This is a genomic window from Kitasatospora albolonga (assembly GCF_039535905.1).
Taxonomy (GTDB): domain Bacteria; phylum Actinomycetota; class Actinomycetes; order Streptomycetales; family Streptomycetaceae; genus Kitasatospora; species Kitasatospora albolonga.
Genome location: NZ_BAAAYB010000144.1, coordinates 15,677 through 33,134 on the forward strand (window position 1 = coordinate 15,677; position 17,458 = coordinate 33,134).

At 70.6% G+C, this 17,458-nt stretch carries 16 protein-coding genes; 3 read left to right on the forward strand and 13 right to left on the reverse strand.

Going from position 1 to position 17,458, the window contains the following annotated elements; translation table 11 throughout:
* Positions 1–42: 42 nt before the first annotated feature.
* From ABD946_RS35270 to arc, 9 genes are all read right to left on the reverse strand, one after another.
* Complete coding sequence (locus tag ABD946_RS35270) at positions 43–414, reverse strand: FKBP-type peptidyl-prolyl cis-trans isomerase (protein WP_345289774.1); 372 nt, start codon at positions 412–414, stop codon at positions 43–45.
* Positions 415–464: 50 nt separating this feature from the next.
* The gene (locus ABD946_RS35275; RefSeq protein WP_345289775.1) at positions 465–1,736 is read right to left on the reverse strand and encodes an FKBP-type peptidyl-prolyl cis-trans isomerase; all 1,272 of its coding nucleotides are present in this window, start codon (positions 1,734–1,736) and stop codon (positions 465–467) included.
* A gap of 131 nt (positions 1,737–1,867) precedes the next feature.
* The gene (locus tag ABD946_RS35280; protein WP_345289776.1) at positions 1,868–2,854 is read right to left on the reverse strand and encodes an FKBP-type peptidyl-prolyl cis-trans isomerase; all 987 of its coding nucleotides are present in this window, start codon (positions 2,852–2,854) and stop codon (positions 1,868–1,870) included.
* A 97-nt stretch (positions 2,855–2,951) separates the two neighbouring features.
* Entirely contained in the window at positions 2,952–4,313 is a 1,362-nt protein-coding gene (pafA, locus tag ABD946_RS35285) for a Pup--protein ligase (protein WP_345289778.1), read from the reverse strand.
* 108 nt (positions 4,314–4,421) lie between these two features.
* Positions 4,422–5,159, reverse strand: a complete 738-nt coding sequence (gene prcA, locus ABD946_RS35290; RefSeq protein WP_345289779.1) for a proteasome subunit alpha — start codon at positions 5,157–5,159, stop codon at positions 4,422–4,424.
* 36 nt (positions 5,160–5,195) lie between these two features.
* Positions 5,196–6,038 carry a proteasome subunit beta gene (gene prcB, locus ABD946_RS35295; RefSeq protein ID WP_345289780.1) on the reverse strand — a complete coding sequence of 281 codons (843 nt, stop codon included), beginning with the start codon at positions 6,036–6,038 and terminating at the stop codon, positions 5,196–5,198.
* A gap of 190 nt (positions 6,039–6,228) precedes the next feature.
* A complete protein-coding gene (locus ABD946_RS35300) occupies positions 6,229–6,447 on the reverse strand; it encodes a ubiquitin-like protein Pup (RefSeq protein ID WP_345289782.1) in 219 nt (72 codons plus the stop codon).
* A gap of 136 nt (positions 6,448–6,583) precedes the next feature.
* Positions 6,584–8,095, reverse strand: coding sequence for a depupylase/deamidase Dop (gene dop, locus ABD946_RS35305; protein WP_345289783.1), 1,512 nt, complete (start codon positions 8,093–8,095; stop codon positions 6,584–6,586).
* A gap of 99 nt (positions 8,096–8,194) precedes the next feature.
* Positions 8,195–9,964, reverse strand: coding sequence for a proteasome ATPase (gene arc, locus ABD946_RS35310; RefSeq protein ID WP_345289784.1), 1,770 nt, complete (start codon positions 9,962–9,964; stop codon positions 8,195–8,197).
* 244 nt (positions 9,965–10,208) lie between these two features.
* Between arc and ABD946_RS35315 the strand changes: the two genes are divergently transcribed.
* Positions 10,209–10,496 (forward strand): ferredoxin, encoded by a 288-nt coding sequence (locus ABD946_RS35315; protein ID WP_345289786.1) that lies wholly within the window; start codon positions 10,209–10,211, stop codon positions 10,494–10,496.
* Positions 10,497–10,558: 62 nt separating this feature from the next.
* Here ABD946_RS35315 and ABD946_RS35320 read toward each other — a convergent pair whose 3' ends face one another.
* From ABD946_RS35320 to ABD946_RS35330, 3 genes are all read right to left on the reverse strand, one after another.
* Positions 10,559–11,176 carry a hypothetical protein gene (locus tag ABD946_RS35320; protein ID WP_345289787.1) on the reverse strand — a complete coding sequence of 206 codons (618 nt, stop codon included), beginning with the start codon at positions 11,174–11,176 and terminating at the stop codon, positions 10,559–10,561.
* A 174-nt stretch (positions 11,177–11,350) separates the two neighbouring features.
* A complete protein-coding gene (locus ABD946_RS35325) occupies positions 11,351–12,292 on the reverse strand; it encodes a tRNA (adenine-N1)-methyltransferase (RefSeq protein WP_345289788.1) in 942 nt (313 codons plus the stop codon).
* 124 nt (positions 12,293–12,416) lie between these two features.
* Positions 12,417–13,577, reverse strand: coding sequence for a site-2 protease family protein (locus ABD946_RS35330; protein ID WP_345289789.1), 1,161 nt, complete (start codon positions 13,575–13,577; stop codon positions 12,417–12,419).
* 320 nt (positions 13,578–13,897) lie between these two features.
* Here ABD946_RS35330 and ABD946_RS35335 point away from each other — a divergent pair, with 320 nt between their 5' ends.
* Complete coding sequence (locus ABD946_RS35335) at positions 13,898–14,899, forward strand: RecB family exonuclease (protein WP_345289790.1); 1,002 nt, start codon at positions 13,898–13,900, stop codon at positions 14,897–14,899.
* Positions 14,896–15,567: a response regulator gene (locus ABD946_RS35340; protein ID WP_345289791.1), complete on the forward strand. Its 672-nt coding sequence runs from the start codon at positions 14,896–14,898 to the stop codon at positions 15,565–15,567. Before ABD946_RS35335 ends, ABD946_RS35340 begins: the two co-directional genes overlap by 4 nt.
* 126 nt (positions 15,568–15,693) lie before the next feature.
* Here ABD946_RS35340 and ABD946_RS35345 read toward each other — a convergent pair whose 3' ends face one another.
* Positions 15,694–17,295, reverse strand: coding sequence for an ABC transporter substrate-binding protein (locus ABD946_RS35345; RefSeq protein WP_345289792.1), 1,602 nt, complete (start codon positions 17,293–17,295; stop codon positions 15,694–15,696).
* Between the last annotated feature and the right edge of the window lie 163 nt (positions 17,296–17,458).

Genomic DNA, 17,458 nt, shown 5'->3' on the forward strand with positions numbered 1-17,458 from the left:
TGCGGGGTGGGGCCTCGGGGTGACGCGGTGTCGGACGGACCGTCAGACGCCGAGCAGGTCGACCACGAAGATCAGGGTCGAACCGGCCGGGATGAGCGGGCTCGGGGACTGGTTCCCGTACGCCTTGTGGGCCGGGATGGTCAGCTTGCGCCGACCGCCGACCTTCATGCCCTGGACGCCCTCGTCCCAGCCCTTGATGACCCGGCCGCCGCCCAGCGGGAAGCGGAAGGTCTGGCCGCGGTTCCAGGAGGCGTCGAACTCCTCGCCGGTCTCGAAGGTGACGCCCACGTAGTGGACCTCGACCATCGCGCCGGCCTTGGCCTCGGCGCCGGTGCCCTCGACGATGTCCTCGATGACCAGGTCGGCCGGCGCGTCGCCGATCGGGAAGTCGATCTCCGGCTTGGTAAGGCTCACAGCACAGCTCTTCTCGTTCGGTGATGTAACAGGGATACGTTACGCGACGACTAGTCGGCGCCGCCGACACCCGCGTCCAGGATGTCGATCACGAACACCAGCGTGGAGTTGGCCGGGATCTTCTCCGAGGCCTTGTCGCCGTAGCCCATGGCCGGCGGGATCACGACCTCGATCCGGCTGCCGATGGTCTGGCCGGTGACGGCCTTGTCCCAGCCCTCGATGACGCCGCCGCCACCGGTGACGAAGCCGAAGGCCTGGCCGCGGTCGAGCGAGGAGTCGAACTGCTTGCCGTCGGCGTAGGTCACGCCGGTGTACTGGACGACGACCTTCTCGCCCGACTCGATCTTGCGGCCCTTGCCCTCGATCAGCACCGAGGTCTTCAGTTCGGTCGGCGCGGCCACGCCCGGGACGGGGGTGATGGTGGCCGGCTTCTTGCCGTTGTCCTTGACCTTGGGCATGCCCTCGGCCGGGGCGGCCATCTCGCCGCTGAGCACCGCGTCCGGCGAGGTGCCCTGCTTGATGTCGATCACGAAGACCAGGTTGTCCTTCGGGCCGACGCCCATCTGGGTGTTGCCCTGGTCGCCGAAGGCGGCGGCCGGCGGGGCCACCACCAGCAGGCGGCTGCCGGCCTTGTGGCCGGTCACCGCGTCGTCCAGGGCGGGGATCAGCTTGCCCGCGCCGGCCTGGAAGAGCTGCGGCTTCTTGTTGTCGAAGGAGTTGGCCAGGTCCTTGCCGGTGGCCCAGTCCTTGCTGGTGAAGTCGACCGTCACCCAGTCGCTCTTCTTGACCTCGGGGCCGGTGCCCTCGGTCAGCGTCTTGACCACGAAGCTGCCGTCGGGAGCGTCCTTGGGGAGCTCGATGGCGGCCTTGGTGCCGAAGTCGCCGGTGACGACCGGCAGCACCTTGGCGTCGTTCTTGATCGGCGGCACCGGGGCCTGGGTCGGGGTCGGCTGGGCCGGGGCGGACGGCGCCGAGTCGGCGGCGGCCTTCTTGCCCGAGTCCGGCTTGTTCACCATGTAGAGGGTGATCCCGCTGCCGACCAGCAGCACCGCGAGCACGGTGCCCAGGATGACGCCGAGCTTGCCGGCCGAGCCGGGGTTCTCGTCGTAGCCCGACTCGTCCATGTCCTTGCGGCGCACCGTGGAGGCGAAGACCTGGGGCTCCTCGTCCCTCTTCTCCCCGGCGGCCGGGCGGGCCTCGTCGCCGCCCCAGCCGGCCTGCTGCTTCAGGATGGCCGGGGGGACGACGATCGACTCGCCGTCACCCGGCAGCGGCCCGCCGGGCCGTGCAGCCGTCGGGTCCCCGACGCTCTTCTCAGTCATGACTCCCCATCCATCTCGCGGGCCGCGCCCTCACCGGGTCCTGACGGACACCTGCCACAGTGCGCGACAGTATGTCAGGTGGACATGAGGGCGCGGTAAGAGCCGCGAGCTTCGATTCGGTGTCAGGGGTTTCAGACCGCTTCGAGGATGTCGATCACGAAGACCAGGGTGGAGTTCGCCGGGACCGAGGACTGCGCCTTGTCCCCGTAGCCGAGCGCGGGCGGCACCACCAGCTCGACCCGGCTGCCCACCGTCTGGCCGACCAGGCCCTGGTCCCAGCCCTTGATCAGGCTGCCGGTGCCGACCTGGAGCGCCTGCGCCCCGCCGTGGCTCCAGGAGGAGTCGAACTGCTGGCCGTTGGCCCAGAGCACCCCGGTGTACTGCACCACCAGGGTCTGGCCGGACTGCACCGGCTTGCCGTCGCCCTTCACCAGCACCGAGGTCTTCAGCTCGGTCGGCGGGGCCGGCGGCCCCGGCGGGATGGTGATGGTCGGGGCGGCCTTGCCGTTGTCCTTCACCTGCGGCAGGTCGGCGGGCGGCTGGGTCATGGTGCCGCCGATGGTCGAGTCCTGCGGCAGGTCCTCCACCACGTCCAGGACGAAGACCACCGTATCGCCGCCGCCGATGCCCAGGTTGGCGCTGCCGGTGGAGCCGAAGCCGGCCGTCGGCGGGGCCACCACCAGCAGCCGGGTGCCGACCTTCTTGCCCAGCACGGTCTGGTCGAAGGCGGGCACCAGCTGCCCGCTGCCCGCCTGGTAGAGCTGCGGCTTCTGACCGGAGTCGTAGGAGCTGGTCAGGTCCTTGCCGGTGGTCCAGTCCTTGGCCGTGTAGTTGACGGTCACCCAGTCGTTCTTGGCGACCGTGGCGCCCTCCCCCTCGATCACCGTGTTCACCACGAACTGGCCGCTGGGCTGGCCGGCGGGCAGCGTGACGGTCGCCTTGCTGCCGAAGCTCCCGGAGACCGTGGGCATCGGGGAGGCCGAGGCCACCGGGCTCGGCACCGCCGTGGCGGAGGCCGAGGCGGTGCCGGTGGCCCCCTGGGACGGCGTGCCGTCACTGCCGCAGGCGGCGATCAGGAGGAGCGGCAGGACGGCGAGCGGACCGGCGGTGCGGCGCACGGTGTTCCTAACTGTCGGTCAAGTACGGAGCGGTGCCTGCCCGCAGCGTATTGCCCGATCCGCCCGCCGCTCCGCAGGCACCCCGCTCGGCACCCGCCTACATCCCCGCGATCAGCTTCTCCACCCGCTCGTCCACCGAGCGGAACGGGTCCTTGCAGAGCACGGTGCGCTGCGCCTGGTCGTTCAGCTTCAGGTGCACCCAGTCGACGGTGAAGTCGCGGCGCTGCTCCTGCGCCTTGCGGATGAAGTCGCCGCGCAGCCGGGCCCGGGTGGTCTGCGGGGGCACCGACTTGGCCTCGAAGGTCTTCAGGTCGGTGGTGATCCGCTCGGCCTGGCCCTTGTTCTGGAGCAGGTAGAACAGGCCGCGGCGGCGGTGGATGTCGTGGTACGCCAGGTCGATCTGGGCCACCCGGGGGTTGGACATCCCCATGTTGTGCTTGGCCCGGTACCGCTCGATCAGCTGGTGCTTCATGATCCAGTCGATCTCGGTGGAGACGCTGTCGAAGTTCCCGCTGCGGACGGCCTCCAGGGTGCGGCCCCAGAGCTCCAGCACCTTGGCGATGGTGCCGGTGTTGATGCCCTTGCGGTCGGCGAACTCCAGCGCCTTGGTGTAGTACTCCTCCTGGATGTCCAGCGCGCTGGCCTCCCGGCCGTTGGCGAGCCGGACCTGGTGGGTCCCGGTGAGGTCGTGGCTGACCTCGCGGATGGCCCGGATCGGGTTCTCCAGCGTCAGGTCGCGCATCACCACACCGGCCTCGATCAGGCGCAGCACCAGGTCGGTGGAGCCCACCTTGAGCAGGGTGGTGGTCTCGGACATGTTGGAGTCGCCGACGATCACGTGCAGCCGGCGGTACCGCTCGGCGTCCGCGTGCGGCTCGTCCCGGGTGTTGATGATCGGGCGCGAGCGGGTGGTGGCGGAGCTGACGCCCTCCCAGATGTGCTCGGCCCGCTGGCTGACGCAGTAGACCGCGCCGCGCGGGGTCTGCAGCACCTTGCCCGCGCCGCAGATCAGCTGCCGGGTGACCAGGAAGGGGATCAACACGTCGGCCAGCCGGGAGAACTCGCCGTGCCGGGCCACCAGGTAGTTCTCGTGGCAGCCGTAGGAGTTCCCGGCCGAGTCGGTGTTGTTCTTGAAGAGGTAGACGTCCCCGGCGATGCCCTCCTCGTGCAGGCGCCGCTCGGCGTCCACCAGCAGGCCCTCGAGGATCCGCTCGCCGGCCTTGTCGTGCGTCACCAGCTCGGTGACGTCGTCGCACTCGGGGGTGGCGTACTCGGGGTGGGAGCCCACGTCCAGGTAGAGGCGGGCGCCGTTGCGCAGGAAGACGTTGCTGCTGCGGCCCCAGGAGACAACGCGGCGGAAGAGGTACCGGGCCACCTCGTCCGGCGACAGGCGGCGCTGCCCCCGGAAGGTGCAGGTGACGCCGTACTCGTTCTCGATCCCGAAGATTCGACGGTCCATGAGGCATCTCTTCTCTGTTCGAGGGCCTTCCGAAACCCCGGGGCGGCCGACGGTCCGTCAAATCGCCTCGGTGGAGCGGGAGCCCCCGCCGGGGGCTCCCGCCGCTCCCTACTCCTCGGTGCTCTCCTCGGCGGCGGCCGACTCGTCGCCCGCCAGCAGGCGGCTCAGCTGCCCGCCCAGCACCCGCTTGAACTTCCGCTTCTGGAAGCGGGTGCGGTCCAGGACCGCGACCTCCAGCTGATCCGGCGTCAGGGCCCGCGGCGTGCCGCCGTTCGGGTCCCGGGCCAGGCCGTCGACGGCCAGCTTGAGCGCACCGGCCAGGCTGAGCCCGGGCTGGTGCTTCTGGCCGAGGTAGTTGCCGATCGAGTCCGCGTTCCCGCCGACCACCACGGCGTTCTTCTCGTCCACCACCGAGCCGTCGGGGGTGAGCCGGTAGATCTGGTCGTCCTCGGGGGTGCGGCCGACCTCGGCCACGATCAGCTCCACCTCGTACGGCTTCTCGCCGACCGAGGAGAAGATGGTGCCCAGGGTCTGGGCGTAGACGTTGGCCAGCCCGCGGGCGGTCACGTCGGCCCGGTCGTAGGAGTAGCCGCGCAGGTCGGCGTAGCGCACGCCGCCGATCCGCAGGTTCTCGAACTCGTTGTAGCGGCCGACCGCGGCGAAGGCGATCTGGTCGTAGATCTCGGAGACCTTGTGCAGCGCCCGCGAGGTGTTCTCCGCGACGAAGACGATGCCCTCGGCGTAGGTCAGCACGACCACGCTGCGGCCGCGGGCGATGCCCTTGCGGGCGTACTCGGCGCGGTCCGCCATGGCCTGCTGGGGCGAGACGTAGAACGGTGTGGACACCTTGGCCGTCCCCTTCCTGGGAGGTTCGTGGCGGACTTAGAGGAGCGGGGCCTGCGGGCCGTTGGGGTGCTCGAGGCGCTGGTCGGTGATGGAGTGCGCGATCCCGGAGACCTCGGCCTCGGAGAGGCGGCGGAAGCCGTCCTCGGTGATCAGCGAGACGATCGGGAAGATCTTGCGGGCCAGGTCCGGACCGCCGGTGGCGGAGTCGTCGTCGGCCGCGTCGTAGAGCGCCTGGACCACCAGGGTGGAGGCCTGCTCGGCGGTCAGGTCCTCGCGGTAGAGCTTCTTCATCGAGCCCCGGGCGAAGACCGAGCCGGAGCCGGTGGCGGCGAAGCCCCGCTCCTCGGAGCGGCCGCCGGTGACGTCGTAGGTGAAGATCCGGCCGCGGCCGAGGTTGAGGTCGTAGCCGGCGAACATCGGGACCACGGCCAGGCCCTGCATGGCCATCCCGAGGTTGCCCCGGATCATCGTGGTGAGCCGGTTGGCCTTGCCCTCCAGGGAGAGCACGGTGCCCTCGATCTTCTCGTAGTGCTCCAGCTCCAGCTGGAACAGCCGGACCATCTCGACCGCCAGGCCGGCGGTGCCCGCGATGCCCACCGCGCTGTACTCGTCGGCCGGGAACACCTTCTCGATGTCCCGCTGGGCGATCACGTTCCCCATGGTGGCGCGGCGGTCGCCGGCGAGCACCACGCCGCCGTCGAAGACCGCCGAGACGATGGTGGTGCCGTGCGGCGCCTCGATGGTGAGGCCCTCCGGCAGGGTGCGGCGGCCGGGCAGCAGCTCCGGCGAGTGCTGGCCGAGGAAGTCGATGAACGACGACGAACCCGGGGTCAGGAAGGCAGCCGGTAGACGCCCGGTGCCACCAGTGTTGGCTTCCACTCGATTCCTTCCAGGTAGATCAACTGGCGCTGTGTGAACCGGACACTACCCGTTCTTCTTCGCCCCTCAACCACCTCGGCGGCGGCCGGTTCTCCCTGGGCGTCGAAACGGCCGTCCGATAGTCCGCGCGCGGCAACCCCGGGGGAATTCCCACGGGATTGCCGCGCGCGGCTGAGTTGACGGAGGACGGCTACTGGCCGCCCTTCTGCACGAACTGACGGACGAAGTCCTCCGCGTTCGACTCGAGGACGTCGTCGATTTCGTCGAGCACCGCGTCGACGTCGTCGCTGAGCTTCTCCTGGCGCTCCTTGAGGTCGTCGGACGCCTGCGCGTCGACCGCCTGCTCCTCGACCTCCTCGGAGGAACGGCTCGCCCGCTGCTGACCGCCGTCGGTGTCCTTGCTGGCCATTTCCCTCACCCCGCTCGCTCGGTTGGTCAGACACTATCCACCGGCCACGACATCCGCTTCCGGTTTCCGTACAACGTCCGTGCCTCGTCAGGATGATTCCCTTTTCGGGGAAATTTCACCCCTGGTGATCGAGACGTTACCCGCCGGACAGCACCCGGAGCAGGTCCTCCGCCGTCCGGCAGCGGTCCAGCAGGTCCTTCACGTGGCTGCGGGTGCCGCGCAGCGGCTCCAGGGTCGGCACCCGCTGGAGCGAGTCCCGCCCCGGCAGGTCGAAGATGACGGAGTCCCAGGAGGCGGCCGCCACGTGGTCGGCGTACTGCTCCAGACAGCGGCCGCGGAAGTACGCCCGGGTGTCCTCCGGGGGCTTGGAGACCGCCCGGGTGACCTGCTCCTCGGTCAGCAGCCGGTCGAACCGGCCGCGGGCCACCAGGCGGTTGTAGAGGCCCTTGTCGGGCCGCACGTCGCTGTACTGGAGGTCGACCAGGTGCAGCCGGGGGTTGTCCCAGTCCAGGCCGTCGCGCTGGCGGTAGCCCTCCAGGATCTCCTTCTTGGCGACCCAGTCCAGCTGCTTGGACAGGCTCATGGGGTCGTTCTCCAGCCGGTTGAGCACGTCCTCCCAGCGCAGCAGCACGTCCACGGTCTGCTCGTCGGCGTCCTGGCCGTAGCGGTCCTCGACGTACTTGCGGGCCAGCTCGAAGTACTCCATCTGGAGCTGGACGGCCGTGAGCTTCCGTCCGCTGCGCAGCTGGACGAGGTACTGCAGGGTCGGGTCGTGGGAGACCCGGTGCAGGGTCCGGACCGGCTGGTCGACGGCCAGGTCGGCGGTGATGAAGCCGTCCTCGATCATCGTCAGGACCAGCGCGGTGGTGCCCAGCTTGAGGTAGGTGGAGATCTCCGAGAGGTTGGCGTCACCGATGATCACGTGCAGCCGGCGGTACTTCTCGGCGTCCGCGTGCGGCTCGTCCCGGGTGTTGATGATCGGGCGCTTGAGGGTGGTCTCCAGGCCGACCTCGACCTCGAAGTAGTCCGCCCGCTGGCTGATCTGGAAGCCGTCCGCGCCGCCCTCCTGGCCCAGGCCCACCCGGCCGGCGCCGGTGACCACCTGCCGGGAGACGAAGAAGGGGGTGAGGTGGCGGACGATGTCGGCGAACGGCGTCGACCGCTGCATCAGGTAGTTCTCGTGGGTGCCGTAGGAGGCGCCCTTGTTGTCCGTGTTGTTCTTGTAGAGGTTGATCCGCTGGCCGTTCGGCAGCTCCAGGGCGCGGGCCGCGGCCTCGGCCATGATCCGCTCGCCGGCCTTGTCCCAGAGCACCGCGTCGCGCGGGTTGGTGATCTCCGGGGAGCTGTACTCGGGGTGCGCGTGGTCCACGTAGAACCGGGCGCCGTTGGTGAGGATGACGTTGGCCAGGCCGATGTCCTCGTCGGTCAGCTGGCTGGCGTCCGCCACGTCACGCGCGAGGTCGAAGCCGCGCGCGTCGCGCAGCGGGTTCTCCTCCTCGAAGTCCCAGCGGGCCCGTCGCGCCCGGTGCATCGCGGCCGCGTAGGCGTTGACGATCTGGGACGAGGTGAGCATCGCGTTGGCGTTCGGGTGGCCCGGCACCGAGATGCCGTACTCGGTCTCGATCCCCATCACGCGCCGTACGGTCATGCGGCCCTCCTTGCCCGGGTTCCGGTGGTGTCCCAAGACGCGCCGTCCGGCTGCGGACCCCGGGTGAGGGGCCCGCAGCCGGACGGTGGGACGGGCGTCTTACAGGTACTGACCCGTGTTGGCCACGGTGTCGATGGAGCGGCCGGACTCGGCACCCTGCTTGCCGGTGACCAGGGTCCGGATGAAGACGATGCGCTCGCCCTTCTTGCCGGAGATCCGGGCCCAGTCGTCCGGGTTGGTGGTGTTGGGCAGGTCCTCGTTCTCCTTGAACTCGTCCACGCAGGCGGCGAGCAGGTGCGCCACCCGCAGGCCGTGCTGGCCGGTGTCGAGGAAGGCCTTGATGGCCATCTTCTTCGCCCGGTCGACGATGTTCTGGATCATCGCGCCGGAGTTGAAGTCCTTGAAGTACAGGACCTCCTTGTCACCGTTGGCGTAGGTGACCTCCAGGAAGCGGTTCTCCTCGGTCTCGGTGTACATCCGCTCGACCACGGCCTGGATCATGCCGCCGACGGTCGCCTCGACGGAGCCCTCGTGCTCCTTGAGGTCGTCCGGGTGGAACGGCAGCGAGTCCTTGAGGTACTTGGAGAAGATGTCCTTCGCGGCCTCGGCGTCCGGGCGCTCGATCTTGATCTTGACGTCCAGGCGGCCGGGCCGCAGGATCGCCGGGTCGATCATGTCCTCGCGGTTCGAGGCGCCGATCACGATGACGTTCTCCAGGCCCTCCACGCCGTCGATCTCGGCGAGCAGCTGCGGGACGATGGTGTTCTCCACGTCCGAGCTGACGCCCGATCCACGGGTGCGGAAGAGGGACTCCATCTCGTCGAAGAAGACGATGACGGGCGTGCCCTCGCTGGCCTTCTCCCGGGCCCGCTGGAAGACCAGGCGGATCTGCCGCTCGGTCTCGCCGACGTACTTGTTGAGCAGCTCGGGGCCCTTGATGTTCAGGAAGTAGCTCTTGCCCTGCGGCCGGCCGGTCACCTCGGCGACCTTCTTGGCCAGCGAGTTGGCCACCGCCTTGGCGATCAGCGTCTTGCCGCAGCCGGGCGGGCCGTAGAGCAGGACGCCCTTCGGCGGCCGGAGCTCGTACTCCTTGAACAGGTCCGCGTGCAGGTACGGCAGCTCGACCGCGTCCCGGATCTGCTCGATCTGGTTGCCCAGACCGCCGATCTGGCGGTAGTCGATGTCCGGGACCTCCTCGAGGACCAGCTCCTCGACCTCGGCCTTCGGGACCACCTCGTACACGTAGCCGGAACGCGGCTCCAGCAGGAGCGCGTCGCCCGGACGCAGCGTCAGCTCGCGCAGCGGCTCGGCGAGCCGGACCACCCGCTCCTCGTCGGTGTGCCCGGTGACCAGCGCTCGCTCGCCGTCCTCCAGCACCTCCTTGAGGGTGACGATGTCGCCGATGCTCTCGAAGGCGAGCGCGTCCACGACGTTCAGCGCCTCGTTGAGCATCACCTCCTGGCCGCGGCGGAGCTCGTCGAGGTCGACGCTGGGGCTGACGTTCACCCGCAGCTTGCGGCCGCCGGTGAAGATGTCGGCCGTGCCGTCCTCGTTCCGGCTGAGGAAGGTGCCGAACCCGGCGGGCGGCTGGGCCAGCCGGTCGACCTCCTCCTTGAGGGCCACGATCTGGTCGCGGGCCTCCCGGAGCGTGGAGACGAGCCGTTCGTTCTGGGCGGTCACACCGGCCAGGTTGCTCTGGAGCTCGACGATGCGGTCTTCGAGGATCCTCGAATTGCGCGGTGAGTCGGCGAGCTTGCGGCGCAGGACGGCGATCTCCTGCTCGAGGTACGAGACCTGAGCCGCCGGGTCGTCGGAACCCCGTGCGGGCCGGCCGGCGCTGCGGTTGTAGTCGTCATCGTGGGATGCCACGGTCCTCACCTCCTCCTGGGGGAGCTGGACGACCCAAACCTACCTTCATTCCTGCCGGGTAAACCCGTAGATCAGAAAGAAGGCCGGGCGTGTCCGATCTTCGCGCTCGGATGCTGCCCCCCGTGCTGAGTGGATACCCACCGTCGGCCCGCTAATGCGGCCGACGGGTAGGCTCGGTGTCCGATCGTGACCGGGCGGTGTCCGGCGCGGTACGTGGAGTTCGCCAGAAGGAGCGGTAGGGGACATGTCGGAGACCCAGGAAGCACTGGAAGTCTGGATCGATCAGGATCTCTGCACCGGGGACGGCATCTGCGTCCAGTACGCCCCGGAGGTCTTCGAGTTGGACATCGACGGCCTGGCCTACGTGAAGGGCTACGACGACGAGCTGCGCCAGCAGCCGGGCGAGACCGCGCCCGTGCCGCTGACGCTGCTTCAGGACGTCGTGGACTCGGCCAAGGAGTGCCCCGGCGACTGCATCCACGTGCGCCGGGTGAGCGACCGGGTCGAGGTGTACGGGCCGGACGCGGACTGACGTCGGAGACGCCGGCCCGGGCAGTGGCCTGAGGTCGGCTCAGGCAGTGGCCTGACGTCGGCTCAGGCGGTGGCGGCGGGTTCCGAGTTCTCGGTGCGGAGCCAGCCGCCGCCGGCCTTCTGCCGCCAGGAGAGCGAGACCAGCAGGTCCGGCGCGTAGCGCGGCACCTCGTCGCTGGAGTAGCCCTTGGCGCGGGCGGTCAGGGTGCCGTCGCTGCGCAGCTTGAGCTCGGTGACGGTGCGGCCCGCCGATTCCTCCAGGAGGGTCGCGGCGACCTGCGGGCGGCCGTCCTGACCGTTGGTCAGCAGGTAGACCCCGTCCGGCGGGGTGCCGTTGCCGGCGTCGCAGTGGGCGGCCAGGACGGTGCTGGGGCGGCCGTCCAGCAGGGCCGCGAAGCTGAGCGAGACCTTCACCGGGAACGGGCCGCAGTCGAGCGGCAGGACCGCTTTGGCCGGGTCCGGCGCGGCCTCCTTCGGCAGCGCGGCCGGGGCCTTGGCGGCGGTCGGTGCCGCGCCGGGGCGTGCGGCGGGCCGCACCACGCCGCCGGCCGGGGCCGCGGCCAGGCCTGCGGCGACCAGGGCGGCGGTGGCCGCCGCGACCAGCACCCAGTGGCGTATCCGGCTCCGGCCGGACTTCCGTTCGGATTCCGTCCCGCTCGGATCCGTCTGAACCGTCGTCATCTGCACCGTCTCGGCCGCGCGTTCCACCAGGCAGTCCCCTCCAGGGCGGGGTGGCATGTGAGGCAGCATCATCCCACGCCCGGGCGGGTGTCAGGACCCGGCACTCCCCGTCCCGGAACCGACGGAGGGCGTACCCCGCGTGCGGGGTACGCCCTCCGGTCGTTCGGTCGGCGGTTACTCGGTCTCGGCCTTCGCGGCGGCACGGGCGGCCGCGCGCTCGGCGAGGCTCGGCTCCGGAGTGCCGTTGTCGTAGTCCTCGCCGTACGCGCCCTTGGCGGGGCGGCGGCGGCGCAGCGGCGGCTCGACCCCGTCGGCCAGGCGGCGGGCGGTGAGCAGGAAGCCGGTGTGGCCGATCATCCGGTGGTCCGGGCGGACCGCGAGGCCCTCCAGGTGCCAGGTGCGGACCATGGTCTCCCAGGCCTGCGGCTCGGTGAAGGTGCCGTGCTCCCGGAGCGCCTCGACGGTCTTCGACATCTGCGTGGTGGTGGCCACGTAGCAGCAGATCAGGCCGCCGGGGACGAGCGCCTTGGACGCGACGTCCAGGCACTCCCACGGGGCGAGCATGTCGAGGATGACGCGGTCGACGTCGGTCTCCACCAGGTTGTCCTGGAGGTCACCCACCGTCAGCTTCCAGGCCGGGTGCGATCCGCCGAAGTAGCGCTCGACGTTGCTCTGCGCGATGTCGGCGAAGTCCTGGCGGCGCTCGTACGAGGCGAGCATGCCGGTGTCGCCGACGGCGCGCAGCAGGTACGTGGAGAGCGCGCCGGAGCCGACGCCCGCCTCGACCACGCGGGCGCCCGCGAAGATGTCGGCCATGGCCAGGATCTGCCCCGCGTCCTTGGGGTAGATCACGGCGGCGCCGCGGGGCATGGAGAGGACGTAGTCGGGGAGCAGGGGGCGCAGCGCGAGGTACGGGACGTTCCCCGTGGTGCGCACGACAGTGCCCTCGGGGGCGCCGATCAGCTCGTCGTGGGGGAACGCACCCTTGTGGGTGTGGAACTGGTTCCCGGCCTGGAGCGTGAACGTGTAGTGGCGGCCCTTGGGGTCGGTCAGCTGGACCTGGTCCCCGACCTGGAAGGGCCCGCGTCGGCGGGTGGCACCGGTCGGTTCGGACATGACGGCAATCCTAAGGGACCCGGGGAGCGCCTCCGACCAGCGGGCCTGCGGGGGCGGCTCGGCAGCGGCTCGGCAGTGGATCAGCGGCGGTTCAGCGACGGCTCGGCAGTGGATCGGCGACGGCTCAGCGACGGTTCATCGCGGTGCTGAGGTAGCGCTCCAGGTCGGTCAGGGTGAGCACCCCGTAGACGGCGCCGTCCGGGCGGACCACCAGGTACTCGGTGGCGGGGGTGCTCCGCAGCGCGGCCAGCAGCTCCTCCCCCGACAGGTCGGTGCCCAGCCGCAGGCCCGGTTCGAGGTCGCGGGCCAGCGCGCCGACCTGGACCCACGGGCGGCGGTGCTCCGGGACGGCGTTCACCGCCGCCTCCTTGACCAGGCCGGTCGGCTCGCCCCGGCCGTCCACCACCACCATCGCCCCGGCCTCGGCCTCCCGGGCCCGCCGGATGGCCTCGCCGAGCGGGGTGTCGGCGGTGACCTGCACCGCCCGGCGGGCCAGCCCGACGGGCCGCAGGCCGGGCAGGGCCTGCTTGAGGCGGGCGTTGCGCAGGGCGCCGCCGGCGCCGTTCCAGATGATCACCGCGAGGATCGCGGCCAGCACGCTGTCGATCAGGCTGTCGGCGGTCGAACGCTCGACGCCGCCGCGGGCCCCGGCCAGCACCGGCAGCCCGATCAGCACCACCAGGGCCAGCACCCGGCCGGCCCACACGGCGGCCACCGTGCCGGTCATCGGACGGCCCGTCAGGCCCCAGACCAGCGCCCGCAGGATGCGGCCGCCGTCCAGCGGCAGGCCGGGCAGCAGGTTGAAGGCTGCCACCACCAGGTTGCTGACGAACAGTCCGGCCAGCAGCACGCCGGGCACGCTGGCCGGGCGCACCGCCAGGAAGGCCAGGTAGAACAGGCCGCCGAGGACCAGCGAGAGCAGCGGGCCGACGAAGGCCAGCCAGAACTCCCGGGCCGGGGTGGGGGCCTCCTTCTCGATCTCCGAGACCCCGCCGAAGAACTGGAGCTGGATCCGGCGCGGGTTGAGCTTCTGCCGCAGCGCGACCACGGTGTGCGCCAGCTCGTGCACCAGGACGGAGGCGTAGAAGGCCACCGCGAAGGAGAAGGAGACCAGGTAGCGGGTACCGCCCAGCTCCGGGAGCACCTCGGTCAGCTGGCCGCCGAAGATCCAGGTGATCAGTCCGGCGATCACGAACCAGGAGGGGGTGACGTAGACCGGCACGCCGAACGGACGGCCCATCAGGATGCCGCTCGGCCGCTCCTGCTGACCCCTGCTCTCGCTCACCGCGGTCCCTTCGTCCTCGTCGTCCTGCGGTGCCCGCCGTCCGGGCCCCATCGCGCCACGCTACGTGATCTCCGGCCGGTTCCGGCCGTCCGGCCCGTGCGGCGCCGTGCCGTGCTGTGCGGTGCCGTGCTGTGTTGCGCTGCGCCGTGGCGCGCCGTGCCGGTCCTGTACCCGGTCAACGCACGGAGTGCCCCCGTCGTTGCCGACCCGTGTCCGTACCGTCGCCCGGTGGACGGGCCCCGGCGGGTCGGGACGTCCGGGAGCGGCCGTGACAGTGGGGTGACGGCGGGATGGCAGCCGGGGGCAATAGGGTCATGGGTATGCAGCACGAGACCGACCGCCCCGCCGAGGCGCCCGCAGCGACCGCCGTACCCCGGCCGGCCCTGGCGCCGACCGGGCTCTCGCCCTCCCGGGCCGGGGACTTCATGACCTGCCCGCTGCTCTACCGGCTGCGGGTGATCGACAAGCTCCCGGAACCGCCCAGCTCGGCGGCCACCCGGGGCACGGTGGTGCACGCGGTGCTGGAGCGGCTGTTCGACAGCCCGGCGGCCGACCGGACCCCGGAGCGGGCCCTCGGTCTGCTCCGGCCGCAGTGGGAGCGGCTGCTCGGCGAGCGGCCGGAGCTGGCCGGGCTGTTCCCGGACGACCCGGACGGCGCGGCGCTGACCCGCTGGCTGGGCGACGCCGAGAAGCTGATCGACCGTTGGTTCCGGCTGGAGGACCCGACCCGGCTGCACCCGGTGGAGCGCGAGCTCTACGTGGAGACGGTGCTGGGCTCCGGCCTGCTGCTGCGCGGCTACATCGACCGGGTGGACGTGGCCCCGACCGGCGAGGTCCGGCTGGTGGACTACAAGACCGGCCGCGCACCCTCGCGGGACTTCGAGGGCAAGGCGATGTTCCAGATGAAGTTCTACGCCCTGGTGGTCTGGCGGTGGAAGGGCGTCCTGCCCAAGCGCCTCCAGCTGGTCTACCTGGGCGGCGGGGGCGACGTGGTCACCTACGACCCCGACGAGGGCGACCTGCTGGCGGTGGAGCGCAAGCTCACCGCGCTCTGGGAGACCATCAACCGGGCGGTGGCCACGGGGGACTTCCCGGCCACCCGGAACCGGCTCTGCGACTGGTGCGACCACAAGGCCAGCTGCCCGGAGTTCGGCGGCACTCCCCCGCCCTACCCGCTGCCGCTCCAGCGGCGGCCGAACGAGGACGAGACCCCCGCGGCGGACGTGCTTCCGACCGCGGGGCGGACCGACGAGGGCCCCGGGCCGGAGCTGCCTCCGACCGCGGGGCGGACGAGCGAAGAGACGAGCAAGGAGTCCGAGTGACGATCCGAGTGCTGCTGGTCGACGACCAGCCGCTGCTGCGAACCGGTTTCCGGATGATCCTGGAGGCCGAGTCCGACCTGGTGGTGGTGGGCGAGGCCGGGGACGGGCAGCAGGCGCTCGACCAGGTGCGCGCGCTCCAGCCGGACGTGGTGCTGATGGACATCCGGATGCCCCGGATGGACGGGGTCGAGGCCACCCGCCGGATCGCCGGCCCCGGCCGGGACGGTCCGGCCAAGGTGCTGGTGCTGACCACCTTCGACCTGGACGAGTACGTGGTCGAGGCGCTCCGGGCGGGGGCCAGCGGCTTCCTGCTCAAGGACGTGCCGGCCGAGGAACTGGTGCAGGCGATCCGGGTGGTGGCCGACGGCGCGGCCATGCTGGCGCCCTCGATCACCCGGCGGCTGCTGGACATGTACGCCACCCGGCTGCCGTCCGGCGACGAGGCCCCGCCGCAGGCGCTCACCGCCCTGACGGAGCGTGAGCTGGAGGTGCTCAAGCTCGTCGCCCGCGGCCTCTCCAACGCGGAGATCGCCGGCGAGCTGTACGTCAGCGAGACCACCGTGAAGACCCACGTCGGCCACGTGCTGACCAAGCTCCAACTCCGGGACCGGGTGCAGGCCGCGGTCTACGCCTACGAGAGCGGCCTGGTCCGGCCTGGCGCCCAGTAGCGGCCTCTCGAAGCAGAGGCCTCTCGAAGTAGCGGCCTCTCGCGACACGGCGAAGCCCGCCCGCTCCTCGTCGGGAGCGGGCGGGCTTCGTCGTGTCAGGGGTGACGGACCGTCACCTCCGCGGCGTCACTTCTTGGTGCGGCCGATCTCCCAGAAGCGGAACACGCCGGTGGTGTCCACCGTGCTGTCCACCCCGGTGATGTCGGTCCGCGAGGCGTAGAAGGCCTTGTTCTGGAAGATCGGGAGCATCGGGACGGACTCGGCCACCAGGTTCTGGACCTGGCCGTAGGCGCCGCCGGCGCTGCGGTCGGTCTGCTTGATGCTCTCCGGCAGCAGCTTCTGGCTGATCTTCGGGTCGTCCCACCCGGTGTGGAAGGAGCCGCCGTCGACCAGCAGCGGGCCGACGAAGTTGTCGGCGTCCGCGTAGTCCGGGGTCCAGCCGACGGTGTAGGCCTGGTAGGTGCCGTCCGTCCAGCCCTTCTGGAAGGCCGTCCAGTCCGCCTCCTGCTGGACGTTCACCTGGAACAGGCCACTGGCGTCCAGCTGCTTCTTGATCTCCTTGGCCTCGGCGTCGCCCGCGCGGGAGCGGGACCAGGTGAGGGTGAACTTCACCGGGGTCTGCACCTTGGCGTTGGCGAGCAGCTTCTTGGCCTTGTTCACGTCCGGCTCGCCGTAGCGCTCGAAGAAGGCGGTGTTGTGGCCGGTGATGCCGGCCGGGACCACCGAGTAGAGCGGCTGAACGGTGCGCGCGTACACGTCGCGGGCCAGCACCTTGCGGTCCAGCAGCTGGGCGACGGCCTGGCGGACGGCCACGTTGCCGGTGACGGCGTCCTTGGTGTTGAAGGCCATGAAGCGGGTCTCGCCGCTGTCGCCCTCGGCCACCTTGAGCTTGCCCGCGCCGGTCAGCTGCTCGTCCTTCAGCTTGGCGGAGGTGGCCGGGTCGAGGCTGTTGTCGGCCAGGTCGATCTCGCCGGAGTCCAGGGCGCTCTTCAGCTGCTCGGCCTCGGCGACGTAGCGGACGACGAACTTGTTGTTCTGGAGCTTGGCCTCGCCCCGGTAGTCGCCGTTGGCGGTCAGCGTGACCTTCGCCGGGCCGCCGCCCTCACCGGTCTCGATCGAGTCGATCTTGTAGGGACCGGAACCGACCAGCTTGTCGTTGGGGAGCAGCTTGTCGGCCGGGAAGACCTGGTGGTCGACGATCGAACCGGCCGCCGTGGCCAGCTTGGCCGGGAGCACCGCGTCCGGGGTGTTCAGCTGGAACTCCACCTCGAGGTCGCCCTTGGCGGTCACCTTCTCGACGGTGGCGAGCAGGCTGGACGGGCCGTTCTCGTCCGCGATCTTCTTCATCCGCTCGACGGAGAAGACCACGTCCTGGGCGGTCAGCGGGTGCCCGTTGGAGAACTTCAGACCGCTCTGCAGGGTGCACTTGTAGGTGGTGGCACCGCTGCCGACGAAGCCGCAGGACTGCGCCGCGTCGGGCTGCGGGACGGAGGCGCCCGCCGGGAACTTCAGCAGCGACTGGAAGGTGTTGTTGAGCACCAGCCAGGCCCCGTTGTCGTAGGCACCGGCCGGGTCGAGCACCTTGGTGACGTTGGTCGTCCCCATCGTGATGGCGCCCTTGTCGTCGCCGCCGCCGGAGACCACCTTCTTGGCCGAGGCGCAGCCCGCGGCCGAAGTGACGACCAGGGTGGCACACGCCAGTACGGCCAGACGGTTGGCAGAAGTCATGCGGGAACGTTCCTTCTCGGACGGACCGACGGTGAGCCGGTGGCTGCCGAATGCCGCCGCCCGGGTGAGGGCGCACGGCGGTCGGGCGTGGGTCACTGAACCCGATGAAGCGTGCCACATCGAACTTGTACGAATATCACCGGCAGTGATCACTAAACGGCCC